Source organism: Cupriavidus sp. 05T313, assembly GCF_056396665.1.
In genome coordinates, this window is the sequence record NZ_JBFTLX010000664.1 from 1 (window position 1) to 413 (window position 413).

The following is a 413-nucleotide window of genomic DNA, read 5'->3' on the forward strand; positions in this document are numbered from 1 at the left end:
TCCCGGAGTTGGAGGCCAGCGAGTGGTTGCTGGAGAGGGCCGTGCGAAGCATCCAGAGGAACGGGAAGATGGTGATGGCCAGGGCCAGGGCGATGCCGTCGGGCGAGGCCTGGGGCTTGTACTCGATGCGCAGGCCCAGTTGCGAGCCGTCGCCCAGCAGGCGCCGGAAGGCGGTCTCGTCATGCGGGTTGGTGACGATCAGCACCTCGCGCACCCCGGCCAGCATCAGGGTGGTCAGCGAGTAGTAGATCATCGGCTTGTCGTAGACCGGCAGCAGCTGCTTGCTGACGGCCAGGGTCAGTGGGGCCAGCCGGCTGCCCGAGCCGCCGGCGAGGATGATCCCGCGCCTCATGTGTCCAATCCTTCGGCGATGATCTGGTCGGCGGCGCGCGCGACGGCGCTCGCCCATGGCT

General features: G+C 68.5%; 1 protein-coding gene. It reads right to left on the reverse strand.

Going from position 1 to position 413, the window contains the following annotated elements; genetic code table 11:
* On the reverse strand, positions 1–352 hold a 352-nt coding region (locus tag AC1DKD_RS42255; RefSeq protein WP_477144867.1), incomplete at its 3' end, for a sugar phosphate nucleotidyltransferase.
* Between the last annotated feature and the right edge of the window lie 61 nt (positions 353–413).